We start from the raw sequence: 20,349 nt of genomic DNA, 5'->3' as shown, positions 1-20,349 counted from the left end.
TAACAAACCGCTGAACCGGTTTCTATACGTGCCGTTCTCCCGTCGTGGTGCGGTCCGCCACCGCGGCGGCCGCGAAAGATCCATGAACCGTTCACGGGAACCCCACGAGGTTCTGACACTCCGGTAGATTTCGAGCCACTGTCGTACCGCTGACCCGAGCGGCCGGGCCGCCGCCCGAATCCATGACAGGGCAGGTCAGGGAGAGACGAGGAGTCCCGGATGGCGCACCCGATACGTACGGATGTGGTCGTGGTCGGGGGCGGCCCGGTCGGCATGCTTCTCGGCGCCGAGCTGAGCGGGTACGGCGTGGCCACGGTGATCCTGGAACGGCAGGCCGCCACCTCGGAGAGACCCAAGGCCACCACCTTGCACGCACGTACGGCACAGACGCTGGCCCGCCGGGGGTATCTGCCCGCCCCGGAGCTCTCCTCCTCGATGACCGAGGTCAGCAGCCCGTTCCACTTCGCCGGCATCCCGGGCCTGCGCATATCCGCCCCCACGGGAGAACCGGAACCCATACTCAAGCGGGCGCAGGCCGATCTCGAGCGGCTCTTCGAGAGCCGGGCCCGCGCCCACGGGGCACAGGTGCTGCGCGAACACCGCATGGTCGAGGTCCGCCAACGGCCGGACGGTGTCCGGGTGGTGGCCGAGGGGCAGGGCGGGGTCGTGGAGTACGAGGCGGCCTACGTGGTCGGCGCCGACGGCGCACGCGGCACGGTGCGCGAGCAGGCCGGCATCTCCTGCGACGCGTATGACGCCACCGTCTCCGCGATGATGGGCCTCGTACGCCTGGAGGACCCGGGCGCCCTGGCAGCCGGGTGGCACCGCACTCCCAACGGCTGGGTCGTCGCCAAGGACGCGCCCGACGGCGAGACGCACATCCGGACGGTCGACTTCACACGGACCCACGCCGATCGCGGCCGGCCCCTTTCCCTGGACGAGCTGCGCGCTGAGACCTCGCGGATCATGGGCCGGGAGATCGGCATGAGCGCGCCGCGGTGGCTGAGCCGCTTCAGCGACTACGCACGTCTCGCGCACACCTACCGCAAGGGTCGCGTTCTGCTGGCCGGGGACGCCGCGCACCTGCACTTCCCCGTCGGCGGGCAGGGCCTGAGCACGGGACTTCTCGACGCCCTGAACCTGGGCTGGAAACTGGCGTTCACCGTGCGGGGCACCGCGAGCGGGACCCTGCTGGACTCCTATGACGCCGAACGCCGCCCGGCCGCCGAGCGGGTCATCGACAACGTCCGCGCGCAGGTGTCCCTGATGCATCCGGAGGACCGGCTCGACTCGCTGCGCAACGTGTTCAGCAGACTGCTCGCCGAGGACCAGGGCGGGGCGCATCTGGGCGCGATGCTCAGCGCCCAGGACACCGTGTTGCCGGCCCGCTCGCCCGACCCGTCGCCGTGGGAGGGGAAGTTCCTGCGCAACATCGCTTTGACCACGCGGTCGGGAGAGACCGACGTGACGCGGCTGCTGCGGGACGGCCGGATGCTCCTGCTGCTCCTGGGCCCCGGCAGCGGTGAGGAGCACGAGGAGACCGCGCGCAAGTGGCCCGACCTGCTGCGGGTCGTACGAGCCCAGCCGGTGTCCGTGGTGCCCTGCGCCGCCCTGCTCGTGCGGCCCGACGGGTACATCGCCTGGGCCGCGGGCCGCGGAACGCTGCACGAGGCCCTGGCGGCCCATCTCTGAGGGCGGCGTCGGACGACGGTGCCGGGGTGGCCGGCCCGCCGGGAGCGGGCCGGTGCGGCGCCCGTCGTCAGCTGGCGGTGGCCACGGCCTCGCGCACGTTCTCCATCCGCGCGAGCCCGCTCACCTCCTCGTGGACCAGGGCACCGCGGTTGGCGGAGAGATCCACGGTGGCGAGCACCGAGGCCAGGACCACGTTGGGCAGGACATGGCGCAGCAGTTCCGAGACCCGGTGGCCCAGGTCCTGGTAGTTGCTGATGATCTGCGACATGGCCTGGACGCCCGCGAAGGAGCCCACGAGGACGTCGGCGGTCTCGGAGGCGACCACGTGCGGCAGCAGCTCACCGCGCGCCTCTTGCAGGAGACGCAGGATGATCTCGCTCCAGCCCAGGAAGGGGCCGCTGCGGTCGAGATCGGTCGCCTGCTGATCCAGCGACAGGCGCACGCCCGCCCTGACCATCGGGTCGATCTGCAGGCGGTAGGCGTGCAGAGCGACGGTGTCGACGAGCTCCTGGATCTTGCAGTTGCGGGCGGGGACGCTCAGGCTCTGGCCCTGCTCCGCCAGCACGCCCTGGGCCAGCTGGTCCTTGGACTCGAAGTGGAAGTAGAGGGCTCCCTTCGTCACACCAGCGGTGGCGAGGATCTCAGTGATGGTGGCGGCTTGATATCCACGTTCCTCGAACACCTGCGCCGCTGCCGCCAGGATGGTTCGACGAGTGCGAATCGCCCGGTCCTGCTTGGCCACTGTCTCCCTCCAATCTTCAGAGTCACTGGGGCCGGGGCCCCCATCCAAAAAAACCGTCAAGTCTGTATCTTACAACGAGCAGCTCCTGAGGTCTGTCCGCGAGAAGACTTTCTTCGGACAAAAATGATGACCGGGCGTCCGGTTCGCGGCGGCCCGCATCCAAGGGGGAGACATCGTGATTCTTGTGACGGGAGCCACCGGCACGGTGGGCCGGCTGGTGCTGGAGCGGCTGCCTTCCCGCTGCGCGGTGCGCGTGCTGACCAGAGATCCGTCCCGGGTGACCACCGGACGCGAGGGCGTCCAGGTGGTGCGTGCGGCCTACGAGGACCCGGTCGGCCTGCGGGAGGCACTAAAAGGCGTGCGCCGAGCCCTGTTGGTGACCACCCGGGTGGCGGGAAGCGACGACGACGTCTTCCTCCGCGCCGCCCGCGAGGCCGGTGTGCGGCAGGTCGTGAAGATCTCCGCGGCCGCTGTCCTCGACGTCCTGGCACAGGACCTCATCACCCGCTGGCAGCGGGACTGCGAGGCGGCGCTGACCGCCTCGGGGCTCGACTGGACGCTGCTGCGCCCCCGCTCCTTCATGTCCAACTCCCTGTCGTGGGCCGCCTCCGTCCGCGGCGAGAACGTGGTGCGCGCGCTGAACGGCCGGGCACCCAACGCCTGCGTGGATCCGCGCGACATCGCCGACGTGGCCGTGCGCGCCCTCACCGAGGACGGCCACGCGGGCAAGGCGTACGTCCTGACCGGACCGCAGCCCCTCAGCGCGGTGCAGCAGACGCGCCGGCTCGGCCAGGTGCTCGGCCGAGAGCTGCGCTTCGAGGAGATGGAACCGGCCCAGGCCCGTGCGGTGCTGCTGCGCAGGCACCCCGAGGCGGTGGTGGAGGCGTTGCTGGAGAGCGCGCTGCGTCAGCGGGCAGGAGCCAAGGCTCAGGTGCTCGACACGGTCCGGGCGGTGACGGGCAACGCGCCCCGGTCGTTCGAGAGCTGGGCCAAGGACCACGCCGACGCCTTCGCGTAGGCCGCGCCGATCACCGCGAGGGGGTGTCGCCTCGCGATCACACATGGACGGGGCGGGCGGCGACGGTGGCACTGAAGAGCGGTGCGCCGTTCTGCTCGCCGCTCACGAGGACCAGGCCCTCGCCGCAGCCGGTGGACACCGCGCGCGCCTCGATCACACAGGGGCTGTCGAGTTCGGCGTAGCGCTGGAACTCGCTGCTGAGACGGACCGGCAGGAAGGACGCGGCGCTGGGCGACGCCTGCCGCAGGACGGCTGTGGTGGCCTGCCGGGCGGCCTCGACGAGCACCATGCCGGGGACGTGATCCACCGGGTGGTCGAACAGGATGGGGTGGCGGGTGTCCACCCGCAGCTGCCAGCGGTTGGGCTCCCCCAGCGGTGAGAGCACGACGTCCATGGGCGACATCCGGCCCACGCTCTGCGGCGAGAGCGGTGCGGTGAGCCGGAGCGTGGGACGCTCGCTGGACAGCCGGTCGCCGCGCAGGCGCTGGTAGACCTCGGGGCCGACGCAGGTGTAGGCGGCTCCGCCCGTGGCGACTATGTGCCCGTCCCGCCGTACGACCGCCTCGTAGCGGGCGCTCGCGTGGCCCTGACGGCGCTGCTTGACCTCGGTGTAGGTGACCTCGAGTTCCAGGGAGGCGGGGACGCCTTCCAGCCCCAGGTACTCCGGCCGCACGGCCACTTCGAGGTCCCGCATCAGGAACTGGTGACCGAGCGGAACACTGAACTCCACATGAGCAAGAAGCGAACCAACCTGCCGGATTGTTTCGGTCACCATCAACGGATCGTAGTGAGTCCCGTTCACGGGAGTGAAGAAGCTGTGCCCCCGGGGCCATTGGGCGGTGACCGTGAAGTGCGTCTCATCGCGCCGCTCCCACCCCGTGAGCAGCACTTCCGCGACGGCAGCGCGGTGCACGAGCTCCTTGGGCACCGTCGAAGTCAGTGAGCCGTACCGGGACAGGTCCGCCGTAAAGCGCGGAAACTGGACGGTCGGTCCTGCGTACCGGAATGTGTCCGTTGACATGAGGCCCCCAGGGTCACGGCATCGTCAGCGCGGGACGCGGTCATCGTCTCGCTCGACTGAAGATACGTACCAACCGGTTTAATTTCTAGCCGTTACGAGCCAGAGGGTGGGACAAAGAAGCGGAACCCCGCCTCCCCTTCCAGGTGGGACACCACACGCCCGAAGCGGAATATTCGGTTCCTGCCCGCGCCGCACCGGGCCGACCAAATTCTGATGTTTTTTTAACACCACGGGCCGCATGTATCACTCGACAAACAAAACGAGTGGCCGATATTTTCAACCCCAGTGCCGCGACGGCTGACCTCGTCACGGCACGCATCCAGCGCGCCCCGGGGGGAAGGCATGCTCGTCATCAAGGACCGCGTTCTCTGGCCACCGGCCGGCTCACGAGCCGAGGCGGTGTCGAGGCCTGCCCGTCGCACGTCCCGGCCGCGGAAACCGGCCGGTGGCTGTCACGAGGGCTGCACAGCGCTTCCCTGAGGGACCCGGACGCCATCTGCACGAGTCCGTCTGCACAAGTGCCTTCCAAGCCGTGTCGCGCCCGCCGGGGCGAGCCATCCACATCACGGTCCAGCGCACCCCCTTCAGCGGTCCCGCGTCGGACACGCTCATCACACCGAACACGTGAGCCCATATGCGGGCTTGGGTCGCTCGGGTCGCTTCGGTCGCTGAGAGGAAATGTCCATTGCCCCTTGACATGGGGACACCCCAGCGCGACTCAGCCGATCGAGCAGGCGCCGACGCTGATTTCGCCCGCCTTGCCACTGCGCTGGACACCGCGTTGTGGTGCTCGGAGCGCGCCTGGCCCGTCCATCCGCTGGCCCCCGGCCGCACGACACCGGCCGCCGACTGCCATGACTGCCAGGCCGGCAGCCATCCGCCCGAGCACTGCCCGTGCATCCCTGCCGGCCGGTGGTGCCATGGGGTCCACAGCGCCAGCGCGGACCGGTCCCGTATCGCGCACTGGTGGCGGGAGCAGCCCCGTTTCGGTGTCGGCGTGGCGTGTGGGCCCGCGGGCCTCGTCGTGATCGATGTGGACCCGTACGGGGCTGTGCTGCCCGCGTACGACCGGTTGTTGCCCGGGGTCCACATTCCCGGGTCGGTCTCCCTGAACGGGCTGCGCAACGGCTTTCACAGCCTGGCCCTGCTGGCCGCTCTGCGCGGGCAGGCCGACCCCGCCGAGGATGAGACCACCCTGCGGGTGCGCACCCCGTCAGGGGGGCTGCAGCTGTGGTACGCCGCTCCCCGGGGCGAGGTGTGGCGGGGCTCCACCGGGTCCGGCACCCGCGGGGCCCTGGCCTGGCAGGTCGACGTCCGTGCGGGCAGCGGGTATGTCATCGCCCCGGGTACGACCACCGCGGTCGGCACCTACACCGCCTGCCGCCCCCTGCGGGAACCCGCCCCGTTACCTCGTTGGCTGGCGGCGGAGCTGGCACGCACCGGGCACCGTCCCCCGCCGTCCGATGTCTCCGCCTCCGTGCCCGTGCCCTGTCGTGCCCGTGCGGCCGTCCTGGCCGCGGAGGAGCGCAGGGAAGCCGCCGCGAGGACGTTGTCCACCGTGCTGAGTGCGGTGCTCGACTGCGGTGCCGTCACCAAGGACGCCGGATTCGGCGACAGGCTGGACCGGGCGGCGTTCGTCGCCGGCGGACTCGTCGGGACCGGGCGTCTGCGTCTGAGCGATGCCGAGAGCGTCCTGCTGGCCGCGGCCGCGCAGGCGCGGCCCGGTCAACGCCGGCGCTCCCTGCAGATCGTCCGCGCCGCCCTGGCCGCGGGCAGCCGACAGCCGCTCGAGGTGAGAGATCACTCGTGAACGACGCGCCCTCCCCCACAGAGGAGCTGTTCGATGCTGCCGAGACCGCCCGGCAGATAATGCTCTTCAACGACCCCGCCACGTTCTCGCCGAGCCATGACGCCCCGGCGTCACCGTCCGCCCTCGCCTGCGAGGGCGGGCTGCTTCCCGAGAGCCTGAGCGACAGGGGCAACGCCAAACTCTTCGTCGATCTGTACGGACGCGACTTCCGGCATGTGCCGGGCCTTGGCTGGTACCGGTGGCTCGGTCACCGGTGGACGATGGACGAGGACGACACGGTGCTGTGGGCAGCCGGCGAGATGGCCGAGTCGCTGGCCGAGACCGACCCCCATGGACGTCACACCGCCTCCGCACTGCGCCGCCACCGCCAGCGCGCCCTGTCCACGTCGGGCATGAAGGCCATGCTGTCGCAGGCCAGATCGGCCCCGGGAATGGTCCTCAAAGCCTCGGTCCTGGACTCCGACCCCTACGCCCTGTGCACTCCCGAGGGAGTCATCGACCTCACCACGGGCGTGCTGAACGCCCCCGACCCGAGCAAGGACTTCCACTCCCGCTCCACCAGCGTCGCGCCCCGCCCGATGCCCACCCCGCGCTGGCAGCGCTTTTTGACCGACACCTTCGGCGACGACGGACCCGGTCTGCAGATGATCGACTTCCTGCACGAACTGCTGGGCTACTCGATCACCGGCGACGTCGGCGCGCAGACCATGCCGTTCCTGTACGGGCAGGGGCGGAACGGCAAGTCGGTCCTTTTGGACGTGATGGTCAAGTTGCTCGGTGACTACGCGGATGCCGCCCCGCCCGGCTTCCTGATGGCGCGCCCCTTCGAGGGCCACCCCACCGACCTCGCCGAACTCCACGGGCGGCGCCTGATCGTGTGCTCCGAACTCAAACCGGGCGACCGGTTCGACGAGGCCCGCTTCAAGCACCTGACCGGTGGCGACCGGATCAAGGCCCGTCGTATGCGCCAGGACTTCTTCTCCTTCGCGCCCACCCACAAACTCTGGCTGCTGGGAAACCACCGCCCTGAAGTGGGCACCGGCGGCTATGCCTTCTGGCGGCGGATGAAGCTGATTCCCTTCGAGCGCGTCGTCCCCGACGACCGCAAGATCGACAATCTGGCCGACATCCTCGTCTGCGAAGAGGGTCCCGGGATCTTGCACTGGCTCGTCGAGGGCGCCCGCCGTTATCTCAACGGCACCCGTGAGCTCACCGGCCCCGAGCAGGTGCGCATGGCCACCACCGCGTACGCCGAGACCGAGGACCACACCGGGCGCTTCCTCGAGGAGCGCTGCGTCCTGGACCCGGCCCTGCGGGCCGAACAGGCCCAGCTCTACAGCCATTACCGGGACTGGTGCCAGCTGGAGGGGGCCAATCCCCTCTCCTCCCGGGCCTTCGCCGCACAGGTCAGGGACATCGTCGGCATCGTCACCCCCAGAGCGATGATCTTGTCGAACCAGCGCAAGTTCTACCCCGGCATCGGCCTGAGGGAAGAAAGGCAAGGGATCTCATGAGCGCCCTCATCGAGCCCCGCCAGCTCAGCCACGAGACCGGCATCGTGTGGCTGGAGGACATCGGGCCCCTCGACTACGTGCGCCAGGCCCTGGACCGCCTGCCCAACAGGGGCGGAGCGCCCGCCTATCACCGCGACGGCCGCATGGTGGGCTATGCCGTCCTGGGCTCCGGAGCGCCTTCCTCGCGTGCCTCGGGGACCTTCCTTCGCCGCGTGTTCTGGCTGCTGCCGCACGACCGTGACGGCCGGCCCGACGGTCTGTACCGCTCCGGGGCACCTTCCGAGGCGGTCGATCCCCGCACCGTCGCGGCCCGTACGAAGGGCTACAAGACGCAGCGCTCCGAGGGCGGCCCCGCGTCCGACGCGATGCGTGAGCTGGGGATAACGCTGCCCATGAGCTGACCACCCCGCGTGGTCAGAGCGGCAGCGTTATACCCAGTTCCTGCATGGCGGGCGAGGGAGGGCCGCCCTCGGAGCGTTCGGTCTTGTAGCCCTTGGTGCCTGCTCCCAGCGTGCGGGGGTCCACGGCTTCGGCGGGTGCTCCGGTCTCGTAGAGGCCTTCGGGCTCGGTGTCGCGGTCGTGCGGGAGCAGCCAGAACACGCGGCGGCGGAAGGTGCCCGACGAGCGGGAGGCCCTGGCCTGGGGGGCGAGGACGGCGTAGCCGACCATCCGGCCGGGGCGGTGGTAGGCCGGCTTGCCGCGGCGGGTGGGCAGGCGGTCCAGGCTCTGGCGGACGTAGTCGAGGTCAGTGATGTCCTCGAGCCAGACGAGGGTGCTCTCGTGCCGGATCTCGTCCTCGGTGATCAGGGAGCTCATGCCCTCTCCTCGTCGGCGAGCAGTCCGATGCCCGGGTAGTACTTGCGCGAATTGGACAGGATCATCTCCTTGGGCGAGGCCAGTCCGACCAGTTCGCGGGCGCGTGCGGCGAACGCGCGAGAGGAGATGACCGGGGCGCCCTCATTTTGGCACCAGGCCTTGTACTCGGCGTACAACCGGGCCTGCTCTGCCCGGGAGTCGGGGCTGAGCAAGCAGCATTCGTCGAAGAAGCGGCCGATGTGGTCCTCGGTCTCGGCGTAGGCGGTGGTGGCGATGCGCACGCGGGCGGGGCCGGTGAGGTCTTTGTCGCCGGCGAGGTAGCGGCGGGCTCCTTCGATGAGCCAGGCCAGGATGCCGGAGCCTTCTTCGGTGACGAGGATGTCGGCCAGATTGTCGATCTTGCGGTCGTCGGAGACGACCCGTTCGAAGGGGATCAGGCGCATACGGCGCCAGAACGCGAAGCCGCCGGTGCCGACTTCGGGACGGTGGTTGGCCAGCAGCCAGAGTTTGTGGGTGGGCGCGAAGGAGAAGAAGTCCTGGCGCATACGACGGGCCTTGATCCGGTCGCCGCCGGTGAGAAGTTTGACGCGCGCCTCGTCGAATTTGTCACCGGGCTTGACCTCGGAGCACACGATGACGCGCCGCCCGTGGAGTTCGGCGAGGTCGGTGGGGTGGCCCTCGAAGGGGCGCGCCATCAGGAAGCCGGGCGGGGCGGCATCCGCGTAGTCACCAAGAAGCTTCATCAAGACGTCCAGGAGGACGGACTTGCCGTTCTTTCCGGAGCCGAACAGAAAGGGCATGACCTGGGCGCCGACGTCGCCGGTGACGGAGTAGCCGAGGAGCAGCTGAAGGAAGCCGATCATTTCCTGGCCCTCGGCGTCATCGCCGAAGGTGTCGGTCAAAAAGCGCTGCCAGCGCGGAATGGGTACCTGCCGGGGGGCGACAGTGGTGGAGCGGGAGTGGAAGTCCTTGTTCGGGTCGGGGGTCCGCAGCAGGCCCGTGCGCAGGTCGACGATGCCTTCGGGGGTGCACAGGACGTAGGGGTCGGCGTCCAGGGATGTGGCGTTGAGGACCATCCCAGGGGCGGCCTTGGCCTGGGTGAGCATGGCGTTGATGCCGGAGGTGCTCATGGCTCGCCGGATGTGCTGGGTGAGCGCGGACGCGGTGAACACGCCGCGCGGATCGGTGGTGGCGAAGGCCTCGGCGAGGTCACCGGCGGCCCAGACGACGGTGTCGTCCTCGTCGAATTGCCAGCGGGTGCCCTGCCAGCGGTACCAGCCAAGACCCGGCACATGCCGGTAGTCGGTGCCGTACAGCTTCACGAACAGCTTGGCGTTGCCGCGATCGGTGAGCGTGTCCGGCAGCAGCCCGGCCGGGGTCGCCCCGCCCTCCGCCCTCATCGGGGCCTCGGCCGCGGGGCGGGTGGCCTGGGCGGGCAGGGCTGCGGGCACCGACTGCGCACGGATCTGGGCGGCGACGGCTTCGGGGTCGAAGTCGAACAGTACGCCGGGCTCCTCAGGGGATGTCACGCTCGCCGCCCGGGCCAGAGAGGACGCTGCATACCGGCCTCCAGGCCGCTGTGGATGATCTGGGCCGCACGGCGTTCCTGACCGGGGCGGGCGGCGCTCGCCACGTCCAGGAGGGCGCGCTCGGTGGCGTCATGAGCCAGGGCGCCTGCCGCGATGAGTCCGCCGAGGGTGTAGGCGGCGCGGTTGAGCCGGTCCGAGAAGCCCGCCCCTTGAGGGACCTGGCCACAGGCCGCCACGTCCCCCAGGACGGCGCTCAGGGTGCGCTGGACAGCGTCCTGGCCGCCACCCGCGGCCAGGACCGCCTGGCGCGCCCGCAAGGGGACGGGCCGCGGGGCAGGCCCCGCGGGGGCGGGGCGGTGGCCGGTGCGTTCCAGTTCGGCGGCCAGCCAAGCCGGGAGCTCGGCGGGCTCGCGGGCACCCTCGAGCGGGGTGTAGGTGCCGGCGCTCGTCGTGGTGCCGGGCGCGATGATGTATCCGCCGTGCGCGCGGACATCCACCTGCCAGGCAAAGGCACGGTCCCGGCCGGAGCCGGTCGAGCACTGCCAGCCGAGCGCGGGGTCGGTTCGGTACCAGATATGCAGTCCGCCTGAGGGGGTTCGTACGCGCAGGGTCGAGGAGTCGGTGGCGGGGTCGGGCATGCCTCTCAGTGCGGCCAGGACAGCGAGCGTGTGGAAGCCCGTGGCAAGGCCCGTGAGATCGATCTGCTCCCCGATGTGAATGCCGGGCAGGATCCGCTCCCGCTGGGGGACCGGGGCCTGGTGGGCGTCGACATCGATGACGACGAGACCCGCGGGGCCACACGCGACACCGACGCCGAGTTCGGGGCGAGGACCCCACCACTGCTGGATGCGCTTCTGGTCGAGGGTGGCGGCGTGGAAACCGTGGCACCAGCGACCGGCCGCCGCGCAGGGGCAGCCCTCCCGGACATGTCCCCGTGCCCTGCAGCGCTCACAGTTCGCGGCCGGTGTCTTGCGTCCCGCTGCCAGCGGGAGCACAGCCCAGCCCTGGGCAGCGCACGCACGCGCAGTGAGCAGCGATCCTTCGGCCCTTGAGGCAGCCAGAGGCAGCCGATGCGAGCCGCTGCGAGGAATCCGCAGCTCAGCATGCATGTGATTCCCCCATCAGCGACTGAAGCGACTCAACGACGAACATAGGTTAGCGAAGGAATTCTGCGAGGGCTCGGAGCCCTCGACAACTGTTGCCCGTGTCGATGATGAGACCAGCATCCCGGTGCTCAGCGACTGAGCTCTACGGCCAGCGACCGGGCACCGTTCAGTCGCTGTTTCCCACGATACCTAAAACCGCAGGTCAAGGGGGTACCGCCAACTAAAACAGCGACTGAAGCGACTCAAGCTCCCTATATATGACGCAGGCGCGCGCGCAGGAATGTCTTCATATACTCGACCAAGAGTCGCTTCAGTCGCTGCTCGCAGGGACTCACGCCTGTGACCTGCGCTTTTACCGAGTTCTCTCCTCAGCGACTGAACAGATCCCCAGTCGCTGGGTGCTTGAGTCGCTTCCTCAGCGTCATGCGCCCGCCCTCGGCAGGGCGACTCAGCGACTGAAGCACTCCGCCTCCGAAAGCCACTCTTCCGAGCGGGGCGACTCCCACTCCCCCACTGTCCTGGACCGTCGGTTGCTCCAGTCGCTGGACTCCTGCCTCTCCTCTCGGGCAGGCGGGACCGAACGCGAGCATCGACATCGTGCCGCGCGTTTTCACAGCTGGATGTCGAGCCGTTCCCCGTCGGTGAACTCCGCGCCATCCGTGCGCGCGGTTGAAAACGGCCAGGCCGCCTGTGGACGCCGCCTTTCTTTCTCACCTTCGGGCGCCGAAGACCACGTCGGCCGCTTTCTCACCGAGTGCTGCGCCAGGGGCACGAACGGCAGCACCAGCGCTGAGCTGCCTGCTGACGCAGGACCATCAAGGCGGGCTGTTCGGGCGCGCGGCGGCTACAGGCCGAACTCGAGGTGCTCGATGTCCGTGAAGCGGACCTCTTCCAGGCTGCCCGCGCGGCGGCCCGCGTCCTGGAAGTACACCTCCTTGAGCGCTTCGGCGGCGATCTCCTGGAGCCGCTGGTCGCCGGCGCCGGCCTCCTGGGCGCCGAAGAGGCGGGCGGCATAGACAGGCGGCAGGGCGATGGTCAGGTGCCGGGTGCGGTCCTGGTCCGTCGACCCGATCGGCGCGGTGTAGCCCATGCGGGCGCGGGCGTCGATGACGATGCCGCCGGTCGTCGCCGCCCGCTCCTTGGCCTTGGCGCGGATCTGCGGCTGCCACCGCCTCTTCACCTCGCGCTCCAGGCGCGCGGCGAGGTCGGCGCGCGGCTTCTTGATCTGGTCCTTCACGTACCGCTCGACGGTGCGCTGGGAGATCCGCAGGACCTGGGCGACCGCCTTGGTGCCCTTCATCTGCTTGACCAGGTAGCGCATCTGCGCGCCCGCGCTCTTGGGCGCCGGGCGGGTGAAGGCCTTCTGCACCGCGGCGTCCAGGCCGTCCCCGAACAGGCTCATCGTCGCCTTCTCCTACTCTCCGTTGTCGGTGTCGGTGACGGTGCCGTCCTTGATGTACCGGGCGAGGTTGAGCTCCGGGGCGTCGAACCGGTCGCGGACTTCCTCGCCCCACAGGACGGTCTGGGTGCCCTCGTGCTTGACCAGGCCCGGGTTGATGCCGAGCTTGAAGCCGCCGGGCAGAGGCTTGCCCTCGCGGTAGGGCAGGAAGTCCAGCGGGCTCTCGCCGTCTGCCGCGTAGACGACGCAGTCGGACAGGACCGCGACCGGGTACTGCCCGGTGAATGCCGCGTGCTTGACGATCTTCCGGTGCAGGTTGATCCGGGTGCGGGAGATGACCGCCGCGCGGATGTCGGGCCGCCACGTCGGACGGGACAGGGCCCGCCACGGCTCGCCCGGCCGCCAGCCCTCCCCGCGCGGCCGCTCGCGCAGCTTGCCCAGACCGCCCTTCACCGTCGCCTTGACCGCCGAGACGACGATCGCCAGCTGCGGGTCACGGCTCTGGTAACCGTCCATAGCCACGAGGAAGTCGGCCGGGGCGAGGTCGGCGTCGACACCGAGGTCGGCCATCGTGGCGAGGTAGGCGTCACGGAGCCGGTTGTACCAGCCGTCCAGATAGCGGCCGTTCTCATACCGGACGTACGCCTCCACCGGGCGCACCTCGTAGCCGAGCTCCACCGCGTACGCCACGGTCGGCGTCGCGTACCAGGCCGGCCCCTCGGGGCGCTCACCCTTCGGCGTGAACGGGCTGGGCAGCAGGCTGCCGTCCAGCTCCACCCACTCCTTGCCGGCCTTCACCTTCGACAGGTCGACGTGTGAGAGGTCGACCAGCCACGAGCCGGGCAGCTTCGGGTCGAACGCGGGGGCCTTGACGTGCGTCGGCTCACCGAGGCCGACGTTCAGGCCGTTCGCTCCGGCGGCGAAGGCCATGTTCACGTCGATGCCGACCAGGTGGCGCAGGGTGCACTCGGCATCCGTCATCGGCCGCGCCCAGTCGTACGCCTCCTCGAACAGCTTCTCCGCAGGGCCGCGCACGTGGAAGCGCGGCAGGTCCAGCGCGTTGAGGACCGGGTGCCCGTCGGGAGCCTCGCACGGCGCGCAGTCCACCGGGTCCTTGCCCAGGGATCCGGGAGTCTTGTCATCGGCCTGCCGCAGGGCACCGGTCTCCTCGTCGCGCACGGCGTAGGTCGGCGGGTGCAGCGCGGTCATCAGCTCCAGGCCGGTGACGGCGGTGGAGCCGCGCGGCGTCATCACCCGGGACGCGTACACGCCCAGGACGCGGGCGAGTTCGGCCGGCGGGAGCTGCGCCGCGTGGCCCCAGTGGCGGGTGTCCAGCGCGTTCCACGACGGGATGCACAGCTGGACGCACTGGCGGTCCGAGCCCTTGGCCGGGCGGTAGACCCGCGCCCACGGCCCGAATCCGCGCTTCGTGAGCTTCCAGTCGGCGCGGGTCAGCTGCTTGATGACCTTGTGGCCCTCCGGGATGCGCCCGGCGAACCGCTCCTCATCGGTGAGGGCGACGGGGAGGCCGTAGCGCTCCAGGGCGGCCTCGGTGAGCACGAGCAGCGGGTCGGCCGGCCTCCCCGGACCGGACAGCTTCGGCTGCCCGAGCTTCGCCTCCTTGAGGGTCCAGTCCACCAGGGCCGGCAGGGACTTGGCGGGCACGTCCAGGACCAGGCCGCCGACGCAGTACGCCAGCACCTTCCCGTCCTCGACGTCGACGACCGCCAGCGGACCGTTCTCGAACCGCGGGTCGCTCTCGCCCGCCGGGGTCGCGGCCGGGGCGGCCTTCTTCACACCCGGACGGCGCGACGTCGACGACGCCGGCCTGGTGGTGCGCGCCGGACGCGGCGCGGCCGCCGGAGCGGCGGCGACGGGGGCGGAACTGGTCTGGGTGTTCTCGGTCGCAGTGATGTCCGCAGCTTCGGGCGCTGCGGCGACCGTGCTGGGCACCGCAGCGTCCTGAACGGGCGCGGGCGCGCCGACGGGGTAGAGCTCCGCGAGCTTGTCCAGCAGCCGGGCGTAGGCGTCGCGTTCCGGCGGGCGGGGCTCGGTCTTGCCGGACTCCCACCCGCTGACCGTGGCCCGGCGCACCTTCAGCGCGGTGGCCACCTCGTCGATCGTCAGGCCGTGCGCGGCACGCAGCCGCTTGCGCTCCACTGGTGGCGGCAGTGTGGCGCGGGACGCGAGCAGTGCGTCGACCGCGTCGAACAACTCGGACATGGAACACCTCCTGACCGTCACCCTACCTTATGAAGCGTACAATACGCGTACGTTTAGCGTACGAAGTGCGAACCATGCATCCACGCGTTGCGCAGGTTCCACCACAGCACGTAACCAGGAAGGCGGACAGCCGTTGAGCAGGATGTGAACGGTCCCCTGCTGACGCGTGCCGCTGCCTGCCTCTGCGTGCTGGTCACCGTCCAGGTGGTGGCGGTCTCCGTGGCCGTGGCCGGGGGTGTGGGTGACCTGCTTTCTCCCGCCCTGGGCAACGGCTGCGGCAACCACGGCCGCGCCGATGCCGGTGCCACCTCGCACGCCCATGGCGGTGCTGCAAGCGGCAGCGGCCTCGGCATTCCCCTCACCGGATCACTCAACCACTGCGGCGGCGCCGACCTCCCCAACCCGCAGACGGCGCAGGGCCTTTTCGACGGGGTCGTCCGGCCCTACGGCTATTACTCCAGTGAGGGACACAGCACGCAGTCCACCCAGAACCAGGACGTGCTCTTCACCCCCTTGCAGGGCGGCGTCACCTGCGTCGGCGTGCTCAACTCGGTGTCGCCACTGAACCCCTGTCCTCTCGCGTAGAAAGTCCGGTTTCCGACGCAGGACTGGGGCGGGGAGGGGCGGCGCTGGGATGGACGGGCAAGCGGGTGAGTCGGCGCGGCATCATCCCCAGTCCACTGCAGCTTCCCGCTGCGCGGGTGCCTGGGCGGGGAGGCGATGCGCTCGAAACGGACCCCCAGCTTCTCCAGGATGTGGTGGATCTCGAACGAGATGCCTTCCGCCCGCTGTTCAGGCAGCCACTTGGCGGTCGTATGCCGGTAGGTCCGCACCTGGCTGTAGGAGACACCGATGTCCTGCGCGAACATCTCCAGCGTCTCGCGCACCCCGCAAGGCTCCTCATCGGCCGGGTGAGAACCCCCCACGGACGCAAGGGTTCAATCTCCGCTGCATCGTCCCCGGCTTTGAACTGGATCTTCGTCTTGTCCAGGACCAGCTTCCGGCCCTGAGCGACCAGTGCCTCGTACCGCGCGCGCGTGACGCTCCCGACCTGTATGTCTGCGGGCATACGACCCGCCCCCCACGGAGCGCCGGCTCTCTCCGGCCGGCGACACTACCCGGCCCCATCCCAAAAGCGTCGAACCACAGTCAGATCGACAGCAACCAATGGCCAGCGCTTACGTGCAGGAACCTCTCAATTCAGGTCCTCAGCCACGGCGAGGCAATCCGCGGCGACCGCCTGGAAGCCGCCACCGCGCTGGCCCGCGCCGCTAGCGACCACCGCCGGGCGCGGCGGCCGCTAGCGCCCGGCGGTGATGGCGTGACCACGGTCCTGTACAAGATCGAGACCAGCGAGGTGGACGACGGCACGAGGATCCCCACCGAAGGCATCTGGACCCCCGGGGCGAGGGCGCGGCTGACAACGGGTTCATCGTCTACCGCGGGCTGGGTCAACGTCATCGAGGGCGCCGCCGCGTACATGGACCGCGTCCACGGCTGGCGCAACCTCCACCTGTACCCGGGCGACGACCCGCCGGAGCTCATCCTCCGGCGTCCCGCGCCACGTCCTCACCTACGGTGCACGTTCGCCGGCAAGTCGCAGTTCGGGCTGTTACGCCTCAGGCTCGTCTTCTGCTTGGAGCAGCCAAACCAGCTTGTCCCGGTTCTCCTTCGACATGTGCTTGCGGAGCTGCTGGTCGAACCAGAGGGGCTCATCCCACGGCAGAGAGTCAGCCGCGCGCGCCCAGGCCTGGTGAGGCACCGAAGCAGTGGTGCCGTCCGTGGAAGGGGCAACAACGCTGACCTCGGGCGCTGGCCGTGGCGGAGTATCAGCGGGAACGCTGTTTACCGCGGTAAACAGCTTCTTCGTCTCTGCCGAGTCGCTCGCCTCGGATACCGAGGGCGCAGACGGGTTTACCGCGGTAAACCGCTTCTCGCCGCCCTTGACCGCCGTCTGCCCCTCTCCTCTCGGTTGCACAACGCGCTTTGGGCGGGGGGCAGTTTTGGCTTCAGCGCGGCGGGCGAGCTCCGCCTGCCATGCTGCTGCCTGCTCCGCAGGGGGCAAGCCCGCGATGTCGCGACCGACTCGAACGGGGAGTTCACTCGAGCTGACCAGGGTCTGGAGTTCAGGGATGAGCTTCAGCAACTTGCGCTGTTGGCTGACCCAGCCCTTGGTCTTGCCGTAGTGGGCCGCGACTTGGTCCGCGCCGTTGAGTTCGAGGACCATCGTCTCGATACCGAGCGCCCGCTCAATGGGGTCGAGATCTTCGCGGTCGTTGTTCTCGGACAGGACAGCGTCCAGGAAGTCGGCGCGGCTGGCCGCAACATCCTCGTTGTGAACCACGTTGAGGGTGGTGAGCCCAACGGCGAGGGAGGCGCGGTAGCGGCGCTCCCCATTCGCGATGACGTAAGTTGCGTCGCCCACGCGCGCTGCTTCGTCCGGCCACAGCTTCAAGTACCCGGAGCGGGAGACGACGACGGCGGGCTGCAGCTGGCGCTGCTTGAGAATCAGCCCGAACTCCTTGAGCTTGTCCTCGGTGCCGAAGTTGCGGCGTGGGTTGAAGCGGGTGGGGACCAGCTTGGTCAGCGGCAGAGTCAGGAGCAGTGGGTCGCTCTTGCCGGGGACGTCGTCGACTTTCGCTCCGGCGAGGGAGGCGAGGCTGGTGCGGCGGCCGGCCATCAGGCACCACCTCCGTAGCCCAGCTCGATAGCGAGACGGAAGAAGTCCTCGCGGGCCTCCATGGCTACGCGGTTCTTCGGGTACTGGGTAACGACCTTGCCTTCTACCGAGGCGCGGGTGTGGACCTTGTAGCGGCGGATGACAGTGCGGGCGCGCGGCCAGCCTTGAGCATCGATGTACTGCTCGGTATCAACGAGGTCGGCGGTTCCGTCTCGCGGGTCCCAGTTGTTCACCACGACGGTGAAAGGCAGCCCGCTGGGCTCGATGACCTTCTGGATGGTGCGGGCTGTGGGATCGAAGGCGAGGCCTTCGGGGGGCATGGGCACGATCACGTCGTGCGCGTACTTCAGGGCCTCGAGAAGAAGATTCTCGTCCTGGAGGCTGCCGGGGGTGTCGATGAAAACGTGCAGCAGGCTCTCGGCGCCCTTGAGGACGTCAGCGACAACCGCGCCGAGGTTGAGGGTGGTGGTGGTCTTGCCGACGCCGCCCTTCTGGTTGGCGACGACGTGGACCTTGGCGCCGGTGGCTTTGAGGATCTTCAAGTTCTCGGGAGTCTCGTGCTCCTGTGAGAAGTCGAAGGGGAGGTCGGTGATCCTGTTCGCCCACCAGACGGTTGAGGCCTGGGGGTCGATGGACACGACATAGACAGCAGCAGTCATCTGATGCTCCGTGTGCTTCCCGTGGGTTCCGGTACTTCGGGCATGGAGCATCTTTCCAGAGGAACGAGACTGTACTTGCACTGACAGTGGCGTTTCGCCCAGAGGGGCAAGTGCGATACGCGCCCTTCGGTTTACCGCGGTAAACCGAAGGGCGCGTATGGGGCCGAGAGTCGGTTCGGAGGTCTGGTTTACCGCGGTAAACCGTGCCCCGCAGAAGAACGCTACGTTCCCGACCTCGCCTACGCCCGCGAGGCGGAACCACTCAGCGGGGACGACACCGACCTCTGACCAGCTGCAGCCACGTGGCCGCGTGCGGCCCGCCTCTCTGGCACAGCGGACACCACGCACGTCGGTCGTGGGCTTTACTGAGCGTTTGGTTTCGTTGGGTTGGGTTCTGCGCCAGTTGGGGGTGGTTTCGCTGGTGAGGCGGCTGCTGGTGAGGTTGATCGTCGCGGGGTGGAGTTGGTCTCGGAGTGGTGGGGGTGGGTTGCGTAGTTGCGGGCGAGGCGTCGGTGGTGCATGAGCCAGCCGGTTCGGTTGCTTTGGAGAGTCGCGGTTTGGTCGGCCATGGCTTGTATGTCTTGGAGTTCTGTCCGGTTGGTGTGGGTTCCGGCTCTTGGCTGTTCTGCGCCCTTTGTGTGGGTGGGGTGGGGTCGGGTTGCGGGGTGTGGCCGTGAGGTGGAGCTGGGAGTCGGGGGTGGGGGTGTTGTCGTGGATCGTTGTTTATGGCTGTCTGATGTCTCTGGTGGTTCTGTGGGTCTTGTCTATGGTTGTGAGGTCGAAGTCTGCCGTCTGCTGGCCGTTTAGTCGCTTTTCGCCCGCCAGCTTGGCTTCTGGTGGTCCGCGTATCTTTTGCTGGTCTGTCAGTGTTTCGGGTCCTTGTGGTTCAGGAGAGAGGCGTAGGTGGTGAACTTGACGACTGGCCTGTGCCTGGTCCGCGGGGCGAGCTGGGTGGGGTTGGTGGTGGTGCGCGTTCCCAGTGAGTTGAGGACCGTGTCGTTCTCCAGGGGCACACCGTGATCATCGGTGCCCGGTGCCCGGTGCCCGGTGCCCGGTGCCCGGTGACCCGCCAGTCGCCACATGTGAGCGGCTGGGTGAGCAGGTCCGGGGTCGGGGCGGTCTCGAGGATCTGGCCGCCCGGGAAGCACTTCAGTGCGCAGGCGGCGGCCGTGATGGTCTTGCCCGAGCCGGTCGCGGACACGATTATGCCTCGGGTGCCCTGCGGGGGTACAGGTGACCTTGCAGGGATTCCCACTCACTTACGAAACGCTGGCTTCTGGTCGACCTGGTGTTCCTGAGCTGAATCAATGATATTTCCGTCCCCCCTCCCTGAGCGCTGAATTCCTGTCAGAGGGCCACGTGTGGAGTGCAGGCCGCGCCCGAGTCGTTCCAGAACGACGGATCCGCCTTATGCCGGCCGCCCGGCTTGCCGTCCCTGAAGGGCGGCTTGTCGTCCGGGTGAACAGCGAGCCCCGGGAGGCCGGTGCCATGCCGTCCAGCTCCACCACCTGGCACTGCGCCCCGGTGACCGCCCCTGCCTCCAGCACGGTCACCAGGTCGTCCGCCTCACTCGCGGGCACGCCCTGCGCCTCCAGGAGCGCGAACACCTTCAACCGGGCGTTCACGCCCAGTCTGGCACTGCGTCACCCGGTCAGAGAACCGCTGCTCAGCGCGGGATCGGGTCCGGTAGATTCGTGGTGACCGGTCATCTGCGGTCGTTCCTCCCGGAATTCCAGGGAGGTTCCCGAGTGGGTTGAAGGTGTCTCATATTTCCGCCAACGGTACATGCTGCATCAACCTTATCCACCCACTACGCTGAAACCCACACGAACGAGCGCCCCCCACCCTCGCAGCCAGCCCGGCCCGCGCCAGCGGGCCCAAACGGTTTTGGAGGCGCAGCCGCAAGAACCGTCAGGCGGGGGAGCGCAGCGCACCCGCCGACCAGGCTGGAGCGCAGCGGAAGCCGGGCGGCGGGGCGAAGCCCCGTCAGTCCGGAAGCGAAGCGGACGGACGGTCAACCTCGGTGCTGCGCACCGAGGTTGTGCGGGGGTGCGCAGCACCCCCGCTCCGCTCCCGCGGAGCGGGCAACGGGCTCACCGACGCCCGGCACCACATCTACTGGTCCGACGAAGGGACCTAC

General features: G+C 69.2%; 16 protein-coding genes and 3 pseudogenes. 6 read left to right on the top strand and 13 right to left on the bottom strand.

Annotated features, from left to right (window positions below; all coding sequences use genetic code 11):
• The first annotated feature begins 219 nt into the window (after positions 1-219).
• Positions 220-1,692, top strand: coding sequence for an FAD-dependent monooxygenase (locus ACWDZ7_RS38520; protein ID WP_451803405.1), 1,473 nt, complete (start codon positions 220-222; stop codon positions 1,690-1,692).
• A gap of 67 nt (positions 1,693-1,759) precedes the next feature.
• Here ACWDZ7_RS38520 and ACWDZ7_RS38515 read toward each other — a convergent pair whose 3' ends face one another.
• Positions 1,760-2,434 carry a ScbR family autoregulator-binding transcription factor gene (locus ACWDZ7_RS38515; protein WP_451803404.1) on the bottom strand — a complete coding sequence of 225 codons (675 nt, stop codon included), beginning with the start codon at positions 2,432-2,434 and terminating at the stop codon, positions 1,760-1,762.
• 175 nt (positions 2,435-2,609) lie between these two features.
• Between ACWDZ7_RS38515 and ACWDZ7_RS38510 the strand changes: the two genes are divergently transcribed.
• The gene (locus ACWDZ7_RS38510) at positions 2,610-3,452 is read left to right on the top strand and encodes an NAD(P)H-binding protein (RefSeq protein ID WP_451803403.1); all 843 of its coding nucleotides are present in this window, start codon (positions 2,610-2,612) and stop codon (positions 3,450-3,452) included.
• Between the two features lie 37 nt (positions 3,453-3,489).
• Here the strand turns inward: ACWDZ7_RS38510 and ACWDZ7_RS38505 are convergent, their stop codons facing one another.
• Positions 3,490-4,473 carry a ScbA/BarX family gamma-butyrolactone biosynthesis protein gene (locus ACWDZ7_RS38505; RefSeq protein WP_451803402.1) on the bottom strand — a complete coding sequence of 328 codons (984 nt, stop codon included), beginning with the start codon at positions 4,471-4,473 and terminating at the stop codon, positions 3,490-3,492.
• Positions 4,474-5,107: 634 nt separating this feature from the next.
• Here ACWDZ7_RS38505 and ACWDZ7_RS38500 point away from each other — a divergent pair.
• The 3 genes from ACWDZ7_RS38500 to ACWDZ7_RS38490 are packed head-to-tail and all read left to right on the top strand — an operon-like array spanning position 5,108 to position 8,198.
• Positions 5,108-6,283 (top strand): bifunctional DNA primase/polymerase, encoded by a 1,176-nt coding sequence (locus ACWDZ7_RS38500; RefSeq protein WP_451803401.1) that lies wholly within the window; start codon positions 5,108-5,110, stop codon positions 6,281-6,283.
• A 59-nt stretch (positions 6,284-6,342) separates the two neighbouring features.
• Positions 6,343-7,797 carry a DNA primase family protein gene (locus ACWDZ7_RS38495; RefSeq protein ID WP_451803417.1) on the top strand — a complete coding sequence of 485 codons (1,455 nt, stop codon included), beginning with the start codon at positions 6,343-6,345 and terminating at the stop codon, positions 7,795-7,797.
• The gene (locus ACWDZ7_RS38490) at positions 7,794-8,198 is read left to right on the top strand and encodes a DUF6009 family protein (RefSeq protein WP_451803400.1); all 405 of its coding nucleotides are present in this window, start codon (positions 7,794-7,796) and stop codon (positions 8,196-8,198) included. Before ACWDZ7_RS38495 ends, ACWDZ7_RS38490 begins: the two co-directional genes overlap by 4 nt.
• Positions 8,199-8,211: 13 nt before the next feature.
• Here ACWDZ7_RS38490 and ACWDZ7_RS38485 read toward each other — a convergent pair whose 3' ends face one another.
• From ACWDZ7_RS38485 to tap, 5 genes are all read right to left on the bottom strand, one after another.
• The gene (locus tag ACWDZ7_RS38485; RefSeq protein ID WP_451803399.1) at positions 8,212-8,613 is read right to left on the bottom strand and encodes a DUF6009 family protein; all 402 of its coding nucleotides are present in this window, start codon (positions 8,611-8,613) and stop codon (positions 8,212-8,214) included.
• A complete protein-coding gene (locus ACWDZ7_RS38480) occupies positions 8,610-10,013 on the bottom strand; it encodes a DNA primase family protein (RefSeq protein WP_451803416.1) in 1,404 nt (467 codons plus the stop codon). Before ACWDZ7_RS38480 ends, ACWDZ7_RS38485 begins: the two co-directional genes overlap by 4 nt.
• A gap of 125 nt (positions 10,014-10,138) precedes the next feature.
• Entirely contained in the window at positions 10,139-11,137 is a 999-nt protein-coding gene (locus ACWDZ7_RS38475; RefSeq protein ID WP_451803398.1) for a bifunctional DNA primase/polymerase, read from the bottom strand.
• Positions 11,138-12,092: 955 nt separating this feature from the next.
• Entirely contained in the window at positions 12,093-12,650 is a 558-nt protein-coding gene (gene tpg / locus ACWDZ7_RS38470; RefSeq protein ID WP_451803397.1) for a telomere-protecting terminal protein Tpg, read from the bottom strand.
• Positions 12,651-12,662: 12 nt separating this feature from the next.
• Entirely contained in the window at positions 12,663-14,870 is a 2,208-nt protein-coding gene (gene tap / locus ACWDZ7_RS38465) for a telomere-associated protein Tap (RefSeq protein WP_451803396.1), read from the bottom strand.
• Positions 14,871-15,014: 144 nt separating this feature from the next.
• Here tap and ACWDZ7_RS38460 point away from each other — a divergent pair, with 144 nt between their 5' ends.
• Positions 15,015-15,455 carry a hypothetical protein gene (locus ACWDZ7_RS38460; RefSeq protein ID WP_451803419.1) on the top strand — a complete coding sequence of 147 codons (441 nt, stop codon included), beginning with the start codon at positions 15,015-15,017 and terminating at the stop codon, positions 15,453-15,455.
• 134 nt (positions 15,456-15,589) lie between these two features.
• Here the strand turns inward: ACWDZ7_RS38460 and ACWDZ7_RS38455 are convergent.
• From ACWDZ7_RS38455 to ACWDZ7_RS38430, 6 genes and pseudogenes are all read right to left on the bottom strand, one after another.
• A pseudogene (locus ACWDZ7_RS38455) lies at positions 15,590-15,739 on the bottom strand (DUF6192 family protein); the annotation flags it as partial.
• A 743-nt stretch (positions 15,740-16,482) separates the two neighbouring features.
• Complete coding sequence (locus ACWDZ7_RS38450) at positions 16,483-17,550, bottom strand: ParB/RepB/Spo0J family partition protein (protein WP_451803395.1); 1,068 nt, start codon at positions 17,548-17,550, stop codon at positions 16,483-16,485.
• Positions 17,550-18,209 (bottom strand): ParA family protein, encoded by a 660-nt coding sequence (locus ACWDZ7_RS38445; RefSeq protein WP_451803415.1) that lies wholly within the window; start codon positions 18,207-18,209, stop codon positions 17,550-17,552. Before ACWDZ7_RS38445 ends, ACWDZ7_RS38450 begins: the two co-directional genes overlap by 1 nt.
• 396 nt (positions 18,210-18,605) lie before the next feature.
• Positions 18,606-18,739, bottom strand: a pseudogene (locus ACWDZ7_RS38440) (IS5 family transposase); the annotation flags it as partial.
• A 333-nt stretch (positions 18,740-19,072) separates the two neighbouring features.
• Positions 19,073-19,222, bottom strand: a complete 150-nt coding sequence (locus tag ACWDZ7_RS38435) for a hypothetical protein (protein WP_451803418.1) — start codon at positions 19,220-19,222, stop codon at positions 19,073-19,075.
• Between the two features lie 89 nt (positions 19,223-19,311).
• Positions 19,312-19,464, bottom strand: a pseudogene (locus tag ACWDZ7_RS38430) (DEAD/DEAH box helicase family protein); the annotation flags it as partial.
• Positions 19,465-20,349: the final 885 nt, after the last annotated feature.

The organism is Streptomyces sp. NPDC003032 (genome assembly GCF_053591415.1).
Note: the sequence above shows the minus strand (reverse complement) of the source record. Positions and strands in the feature narration are given on the sequence as shown.

Excerpts from the sequence above, each read along its gene's own strand:
- tap (WP_451803396.1), bottom strand. The coding sequence starts at position 14,870 with ATGTCCGAGTTGTTCGACGCGGTCGACGCACTGCTCGCGTCCCGCGCC.
- ACWDZ7_RS38485 (WP_451803399.1), bottom strand. The coding sequence starts at position 8,613 with ATGAGCTCCCTGATCACCGAGGACGAGATCCGGCACGAGAGCACCCTC.
- ACWDZ7_RS38480 (WP_451803416.1), bottom strand. The coding sequence starts at position 10,013 with ATGAGGGCGGAGGGCGGGGCGACCCCGGCCGGGCTGCTGCCGGACACG.
- ACWDZ7_RS38450 (WP_451803395.1), bottom strand. The coding sequence starts at position 17,550 with ATGGCCGGCCGCCGCACCAGCCTCGCCTCCCTCGCCGGAGCGAAAGTC.
- ACWDZ7_RS38520 (WP_451803405.1), top strand. The coding sequence starts at position 220 with ATGGCGCACCCGATACGTACGGATGTGGTCGTGGTCGGGGGCGGCCCG.
- tpg (WP_451803397.1), bottom strand. The coding sequence starts at position 12,650 with ATGAGCCTGTTCGGGGACGGCCTGGACGCCGCGGTGCAGAAGGCCTTC.
- ACWDZ7_RS38495 (WP_451803417.1), top strand. The coding sequence starts at position 6,343 with ATGCTCTTCAACGACCCCGCCACGTTCTCGCCGAGCCATGACGCCCCG.
- ACWDZ7_RS38500 (WP_451803401.1), top strand. The coding sequence starts at position 5,108 with ATGCGGGCTTGGGTCGCTCGGGTCGCTTCGGTCGCTGAGAGGAAATGT.
- ACWDZ7_RS38490 (WP_451803400.1), top strand. The coding sequence starts at position 7,794 with ATGAGCGCCCTCATCGAGCCCCGCCAGCTCAGCCACGAGACCGGCATC.
- ACWDZ7_RS38505 (WP_451803402.1), bottom strand. The coding sequence starts at position 4,473 with ATGTCAACGGACACATTCCGGTACGCAGGACCGACCGTCCAGTTTCCG.
- ACWDZ7_RS38445 (WP_451803415.1), bottom strand. The coding sequence starts at position 18,209 with ATGACTGCTGCTGTCTATGTCGTGTCCATCGACCCCCAGGCCTCAACC.